At 61.9% G+C, this 7773-nt stretch carries 5 protein-coding genes; all 5 read left to right on the top strand.

The window, feature by feature from the left end:
* Window positions 1-232 precede the first annotated feature (232 nt).
* Window positions 233-2371 carry a hypothetical protein gene (locus tag BM041_RS30290; protein ID WP_139226225.1) on the top strand — a complete coding sequence of 713 codons (2139 nt, stop codon included), beginning with the start codon at window positions 233-235 and terminating at the stop codon, window positions 2369-2371.
* A gap of 17 nt (window positions 2372-2388) precedes the next feature.
* Entirely contained in the window at window positions 2389-4326 is a 1938-nt protein-coding gene (locus tag BM041_RS28645; protein WP_092963346.1) for a preprotein translocase subunit SecA, read from the top strand.
* A 5-nt stretch (window positions 4327-4331) separates the two neighbouring features.
* Window positions 4332-6155, top strand: coding sequence for an efflux RND transporter periplasmic adaptor subunit (locus BM041_RS28640; RefSeq protein WP_139226224.1), 1824 nt, complete (start codon window positions 4332-4334; stop codon window positions 6153-6155).
* Window positions 6079-7266: a JmjC domain-containing protein gene (locus BM041_RS28635; protein WP_092963344.1), complete on the top strand. Its 1188-nt coding sequence runs from the start codon at window positions 6079-6081 to the stop codon at window positions 7264-7266. Before BM041_RS28640 ends, BM041_RS28635 begins: the two co-directional genes overlap by 77 nt.
* Window positions 7267-7577: 311 nt before the next feature.
* Window positions 7578-7773 (top strand): transposase (locus tag BM041_RS28630; RefSeq protein WP_175534235.1); only part of this gene is annotated, 196 nt, incomplete at its 3' end.

The following is a 7773-nucleotide window of genomic DNA, read 5'->3' as shown; positions in this document are numbered from 1 at the left end:
TTACGCTAGCATGCAGACACAGCCGATCACGGCCGCATTGCGCTTCCTTTTTTCCTAGGAAGAGGACTCGCACGCAATAGCGCGCGTCTGATCAAGCCCCACTGTCGACACGTCTCTACAAAAATGATCTTCATATCGCGTGTAATTGTTGAGCCACGCTTGTTATTGGGAAACGCTTTGCGTGTCTCGCGCTCTGCCTTGGTTCGGTGGGCGGCGTGGCAGGGGAACGAGAATGTTCAGCGATCGCTGGCTCCATGTTAGCGGGCTGCAGATCAGAATTCACAGCCGGATTAGAGTCTCAACGCGTAAGATTGGCGGCGAGACGTGGCATATGCTGCACGATCCAATGAGCAATGAGTTCGCCCGACTTCGCGCTGATGGCTGGCGCTTCATCGCGTCCCTTCCTTCGCATCGCTCCGTCGGGGAAGCTTGGCAGGCAGCCTACGATCGGGGAGAAATTGGATCGCTCACCCAGCATCGGGTGGTACAGCTCATCTCGGCACTCTACCGCCGCAATCTGCTGGCAATCACCACATCTATTGACAGCGCGCGGCTGGCAGACAGGGGCCAGCGCCGGCTGCGCAAGCCCGCCCTGCAACGGGCCCAAAATCTGCTGTTCCTGCAGGTACCGCTTGTCGATCCCGATCGCGCGTTGCGGCGAGTGGCGCCCCTGCTCCGCATCGTGTTTGGGCCGGTCGGTTTGCTGATATGGGGCCTTGTCGCCTTTCTCGCCCTTTCAACGCTCGTCCAGCGCTGGGAGAGTGTGATCGACGCTTCCAGCGCAGTCTTTGCAGCACCAAGTCCGATCCTGCTGTTTGCATCCTTCACGTTATCCAAGGCACTACACGAATTGGGCCATGCAGGCATGTGCCGTCGTCATGGTGGCGCCGTGCATACGCTTGGTGTCATGCTTCTCATCTTCGCTCCGATCCCATACGCGGATGTCAGCTCCGCCTGGGGATTTCGTAGCAGGTCTGCACGGGTCGCCGTTGGTGCCGGCGGCATGCTTGTCGATGTATTCGTCGCATCATTGGCGACGCTCGCGTGGTCGTCGACACCGGCAGGACCAGTCAATGACGCCGCATTCAGCCTGATGCTTACATCGGCAATCTATGCATTCGTCATCAATGCAAACCCTCTTATGCGATTCGATGGCTATTACATCCTCAGCGATCTGATTGATGTTCCCAACCTGGCGGCTCAGTCCTCGGCCGCCTTCGGCAATGCGGTGAGGAAGCTCTTTCTCGGTCAGCCCACCAGCCGCGATCAGGATGACGTCGTCGTCGATCATCCCGGGCTTGCCGCGTTTGGTGGTCTGGCCCTCGGCTACAGGATCTTCGCGATCGGAGGCATCGTGCTGTTCATCGCCGATCAGTATCTCGGACTTGGGCTGCTTGCCGCAGTCATTCTGGCACTCAGCGCATCAGGACCGCCGGCGCTCCGGATGCTGGCAGCATGGCGGACGAGCCGGGCAGACGTGTCTTCCATTCCGGCGCGCGCATGGCTGCGAGGCGGCATCTCGGTGGGACTGGTGTGCGCGCTCATACTCAGTCCCTTGCCCGACTGGAAAACCCTCCCCGCCAGCATCGCAGCCATCGGCGCAAGGCAAGTCTCAGCCGGTACCGCCGGCCGCGTTGTCGAAGTCATCGGACGCCCGAACATGCTCCACCGGGCTGGCGAGCCACTTGTCAGGCTCGAAGATCCTGAACTCGCCCTGGAACGGAGGACAATCGAGTTGCAGCTAACCCGCAATGGAATGATGGAGCGGCGCGCTCTCGCCAGCGGGACGGCGGATCTAGACCCCATACGGGAGCGCCGCCGATCACTGGAGCAGGCGCTGAGGCAGACGGACGCTGACATCGCCTTTCTGCTCGTCCGCGCGCCCGCGGACGGATACTGGGCGGCACCGTCTGTTCACGATCATATGTATGGTTGGGTCGAGCGCGGTACCGAACTCGGGACACTGATTCCCGAGGGTGATTATCGCTTGATCGCTGTTGTGCCGCAAAGCGCATCAGCAAGTGTCGCCAGCGTAGCCGATCTCACGGGCACCGTCCGATGCTCTGGCGACGCTCGAACGATGATGTATCTGCACGACCTGCGCATGGTGCCACTCGCCATAACAAGACTCCCCAATCCGGCTCTCGGTTCAGCGAGCGGGGGCGACATTGCGGTTTCTGGCCACGATCCAACTGGCACTGCGAGCGTCGAACCTATCTTCCAGATCGAAGGGCGGATCAGTGGACCCGATCATCCCTTTCTTGTCCATCGCCGCTCATGCTGGGTTCGGATCGCATTACCCCACCGCAGCCTCGGCGCGCGCTGGCTTGAAGCCACACGACAGTTCTTTCAGCGGCGTTATCGTCTGTGATTGCTCCCCTCCGCCGGATGGCCGGTTCGAATCATGCAGAAGCCCCGCTGCCCAGCGGCCTCAAGGCGTTTGCATGGAGGGCCGAACGTCACCTCCAACTCAGGTGGTGGGTGGCGCGGGGCTTGCGCCACAAGGCCGTCCGCATTCATGCGATGTCCGAACGCCTACAGCATCTATCGCAACTCGACTTGCAGCGGCGGATGCGTGAGCAGAGAGACCGCATCGTGCTGGCACGTTCCTTTCGCATTGCTGATGAGGATGAGGCTCTTGCTCTGATCTGCGAGACGGCATCACGAACAACGGGCATGCGGCCCTATGCCGTCCAGATCATGGGAGCGCTTGCGACGGACCGGGGCTGTCTGGTGGAGATGCAGACGGGAGAGGGGAAGAGCCTGACGGCCGCGCTTTCTGCTGTGATGTCCTCTTGGACTGGCGCGCCCTGTCACGTCCTCACGAGCAACACGTATCTGGCCACTCGCGATGCCACCTTCTTTGCGGCCTTCTATGCTGCGTGTGGACTGAGCGTCGCATCAATCGGCGAAGCGGATCAGTCGGCGACTCGGCTTGCCGCATACGCGGCGGATATCGTTTACACCACAGCGAAGGAACTGCTGGCAGATGTACTTCGGGACGAGATCAGCCTCGGCGGAACACCGACGCCGACCGCGCTCTGCCTGCAGATGCTGTCCTCAGGGGGCGCCAAAAGCGGCCAAGTCGGTCGTGGCCTCGGCGTTGCGATTGTCGATGAAGCAGACAGTCTGCTCATTGATGACGCAGTCACGCCCTTGATCATCGCAACGGAGAAACCGCTAGCAGGATTCGAGGACGCGATACGCGAAGCCGTTCGGATTGCCGGGTTACTGAAGCAGAAGGTCCACTTTGACCTCCATCCCGAAGTCAGACGCGTACGACTGAATGATCTGGGCGTGCAGGTGGCCACTGAATACGTCGACGACTTTAGGCCCCCTTGGGCGTCGCCGACGCGCGTCGTCGATCTTGTCAATCTCGCATTAACGGCAAGCTGTCTTCTCGAGCAAGGCAGGCACTTCGTCATCGAGAAGGAGCAGTTGATCCTGCTTGACGAGCAGACCGGCCGTCGCGCCGTGGGGCGTCATTTGTCCCATGGCCTCCACCAGGCACTTGAGATCGCCAGAGGGCTCAAACCAACCCCCTTGTCTGAGATCGCCGGGCGTCGAAGTTTTCAGAGGTTCTTTCGGGCCTACCCGCGCTTGGCAGGCCTGACAGGCACCGCAGCGGAGGCGGCGAAGGAGTTCTGGTTCATTTACCAGATGCCGGTTGTACGCATTCCCTCGCATCTTCGCTCCAGACGCAGTGACCTCCCACTGCAACTCCTGACAGACGAGAATGTGAAACTCACGGCAGTCGCAGCAGAAGCCGTCTCCATCGCCGCGCAGGGGCGTGCGGTCCTGGTCGGCACCAGAACCATCGGCACCGCCGAGAGAATGGCCCTCCTAATTCATCGTATAGGTGGGACGTACAGACTGTTGACCGCGTCGGATGAGTCCGTCGAGGCCGCGGTCGTTGCCGCTGCCGGCGAACCGACGGCAATAACGATCGCGACCAACATGGCGGGTCGTGGCACCGACATCAGATTGCCGGCGACCGTGGCTGCCGCAGGTGGCTTGCATGTCATCCTCGCCGAAGTGAATGACCTGTCGCGCATCGATCGGCAGATGGCAGGCAGGGCCGCTAGGCAGGGTGAACCAGGATCATCTCGTCGCTTCCTCTCTCCCGATGATCGTGTTTTCCATACCGCCAAGGCGCCTCTCCTTCAGCGTCTTCTCAGATGCGCTTGTCTGTTCCCTCCGAGCATCGCGAGTAGAGTTGGAGCGTTGCTATTGAGCGTTGCGCAAGCGCGACACGCCAGGATGGGCGTCGCCTCGAGACGGGCGGTACTCGTGAGCGATCTGCAATTCGAAGAAGCAGGGTTGTGATCAACATGCAGGCCACCGACGAATCGCTCGCCCTCCCCAGCAGCCTGCTCGTTCGTTTCGCTACCAGCGATGACCCGGATGCGATCGACAGTCAGGCCATGCTGGCGAGTGTCCGTGCGCTCTTCGACGCAAGGTCCGCCATCCTTCTCTCCCGCAGCGCGCAAGGTGGACAGTGGCGCGCGGCAAGCGGAACCGACGGCACCGCCGAGGTACTGACTCTTGGCGCCCCCCTGCTCGAGGATATCGCCGATCGGGCCGTCACCGAGGCTGCCTGCCTCATACGGGGTGGAAGCGCGGGCGCAGGGCGCGCCGTCATCGCCCTTACGCTCGGTGCGGACCGGCCAGGCAGCAGTGTTGTCGTCATGGTTTCCGTAGACTCACCCGATTTGCCGCGCGCGGTCTCTGTCGCTGGGCCCCTGGTTCAGTTAGCCCCCGACACGATGAGGCTTCGCGGCGCACTCACCTCCACGCAGTTGGAGAATGAGCGCCTTGGCAAGATCATCGACATAGTGGGCCGCGTTGATCGTGCTGCGCGATTCAGGGTTGCCGCGCAGCAGATGGTCGACGCGCTTTGCAGCTACATGCAGGCGTCTCAGGTCGCACTCTGCTGGCGGCGGGGAAAGCGGGCTAAAGTCGTTGCCGTCAGCCACATGGACTCAATACCGCGCCGCACAGAGTTGGCGCGGTTGATGGAAGAGGCCGTGGACGAGGCAGCCCAACAGGGACGCGAGTTGATGTGGCCCTTGCCGTCAGGGGATGGCGCTCGTGCTTGGTCGTTGACCGCCTATGTACGAGAGAGCGGTGCTTCAAACGTTGTCGTTGTCCCTATTGGGATAGGAGGCGATTTCGTCGGCGCCCTCGTTATGGAGGGAACAGAGAATCCGCTCTCCGAACCCCAATTGTGGCTGCTTCGTCTTCTCGCGGACCAGGCGGTGACGCGGTTGATCGCCTACCATGAGGCGGAGAGCCTGCTCGCCACGCGGCTTTGGCGCGAGACTGCGAACAGCCTCCGCTTTGCGCAGAGTCTGACTTTGCGAAGGTCTTTCCTGGCGGCAGTCGCCCTATGTGCGCTCGTCGGGCTGGCGATCATGCCTCTTGAACACCGTGTGCATGCGCCGGCCGTGCTGAGGACCGATCAACTTGCACAGGTTGGCGCTCCTTTCGACGGCTTCATCGACGCGGTGCTGGTGAAGGTGGGCGACCCTGTCGTCGTCGGGCAAGTCCTCTTCCGCCTGAAGACGCGCGAGCTTCTTCTGGAACGCGCGAGCGCCCTCGCGGATGTCGCGCAATATGAGCGTGAGGCACAGAAGCATCAGGCGTCCGGCGCGGGTGCCGATATGCGCATCGCGCTTGCGCAGGTGGAGCAGGCGAGAGCGAGACTTCAGCATATAGACTTCCGAATCTCCGCCGCCGAGGTTCGCTCACCCATTGATGGCCTGGTCGTGGAGGGCGACCTTCCGCAGCAGTTGGGCGCACCCCTGCGCCGCGGCGAACCGGGCTTCAGGGTTGCTGGCCGGGAGGGCATCTACGTCGACATCCTTGTCCATGAGTCGGACATCAGTCTGATCCATCCCGGCACTACGGGGGAGGTCGCGCTGGTCGGCCAACCGGCCATCGCCACGGCCATTCGGGTCTCGCACATCGTGCCAATGGCGAGCCTTCAGGGCGGTGAGAATGCCATTACTGTCCGCGGGCAGGTCGACAGCGCTGAGGGATGGTGGCGGCCCGGCATGACTGGCATAGCCCGGTTAGATGCCGGCCAGCGTCCTGTTTGGTGGCTTGCAACGCGGCGGCTTCTCGATTTCGCGCGAATTCAACTGTGGTGGTGACGCGCCAAAGGCGGATTTCAGTCGGGGCGAGGCAACGCGCTCCCAAGGTCAGGTCGCCGCCCGATTGGGCGGCTCCTCTCGCTTCGAAAAATCAAGTCGCCAAGGATGCATCGTCATGCAGTTTGATAATTTTCTTGCTCCACTGACCGCGGCCCACTTCCTCGACTCCTACCTCGACACCAAACCGGTTCACCTCACGGGTCATCCTCATCGCTTCGGTCAACTGCTTTCCACTCACAGCATCGATGAAGCGTTGGCAACGGCGGACATCTGGGCACACCAGGATCTACAACTTCTCTTCTCTGGCCGGCGCGTCCCCACGGAGCAGTATTGCTATACGGTACGCACGAGGGCTGGAGACGTCATCTTCCGGCCGGATGCAGATCGCGTTCGCTTCTGGATAGCACAGGGCGCGAGTGTCGTTTTGAATGGCGTAGAAACATACACCATTGGCCTTCGTGTCATTCAGCGGATGTTCTTGGCGGCCGGCTTCGCGGAATCATGGGCCAACATCTACATCTCCCAGAAGGGGAGCAAGGCGCTGGAGGCGCACTGCGACACCCATGACGTATGGATACTGCAGGCAGCCGGGCAAAAGATCTGGAACATTTGGCGGGCGCGCGAGGAGTGGCCGCGTGAGGGTGAGCAGACTGGCCAAAGGACGATCATCGAGAGAGCCGCGCATCCCGGCAATCCCGATAGCCGAAAGGGCGAACTACTCAGCCAGGTGATTCTTCGCCCAGGCGACGTGCTTTATCTGCCTCATGGCTGGTACCATAGTGCGATGGCGGAGACCGAAGCCAGCATGCACGTGACCTTCGGTGTCAGGCATCCGTCTGGCATCGATTTGCTCCAGGTCCTGTTCGGGAGAGCCCTCGCAGACAGCCTGTTTCGTCGTCCTCTTCCTCTGCATGATCGTCGGGGCACGGCACTTCCAGCAACAGCCGGCCATCTTGCTGCGCTTGGGGATCGCCTCGCTGAACTCGCGCGTGATCCGGCAACTGCGGCGGAGTTGGAGAACCTGACCCAGGTCTCCACGCGTCGCGGCTTGTGGCAAGCACCGCTCACGGTCGCCGAGCTCAGTGCGTCACCCGACCAGGATGCGGGATGAGGCGCACCTGGATACGGTTTTCACTCGATCGGAGGCCCTGGAATGGGACGAAGAACATTCAGCGGCGAGTTCAAGCTTGGGGCGGTGAAGGTGGTTAGCAGGCTGCGGAAATTCGGCTGTTCAGAACGGCTGTGACCTGATTCGCTGTATCGGGGTCGTGTCCCGGGTGGTGGTGTAGGAGGTCCAGAGCCCGGGGCGCGTAGCGAAGCCCCATGGCTGAGCGGAGCGGAGCGCCCCGGGCGGCCACCGCGGTGATCTTCGGTAGGGTTGGGTTGTCGAGACCTGCAACCCCTGACCTTGGAGCGACCGCGATGACCGATGACAAGATTGCCCTTCGGCAGATGCTCGAGAAGGGCTCCGACGCGACCTTCCTGCGCGAGATGATTGGCTTCGCCGCGCAGCGCCTGATGGAGTTGGAGGTGGGCGAGGTGACCGGCGCCGCGCATGGCGAGCGCAGCCCCGACCGCCTGGTGCAGCGCAACGGCTACCGGGATCGCGACTGGCAGA

This window comes from Falsiroseomonas stagni DSM 19981 (assembly GCF_900114315.1).
Classification (GTDB): domain Bacteria; phylum Pseudomonadota; class Alphaproteobacteria; order Acetobacterales; family Acetobacteraceae; genus Falsiroseomonas; species Falsiroseomonas stagni.
The sequence above is the reverse complement of the archived record's forward strand: the minus strand, read 5'-3'. Positions and strand labels throughout refer to the sequence as shown.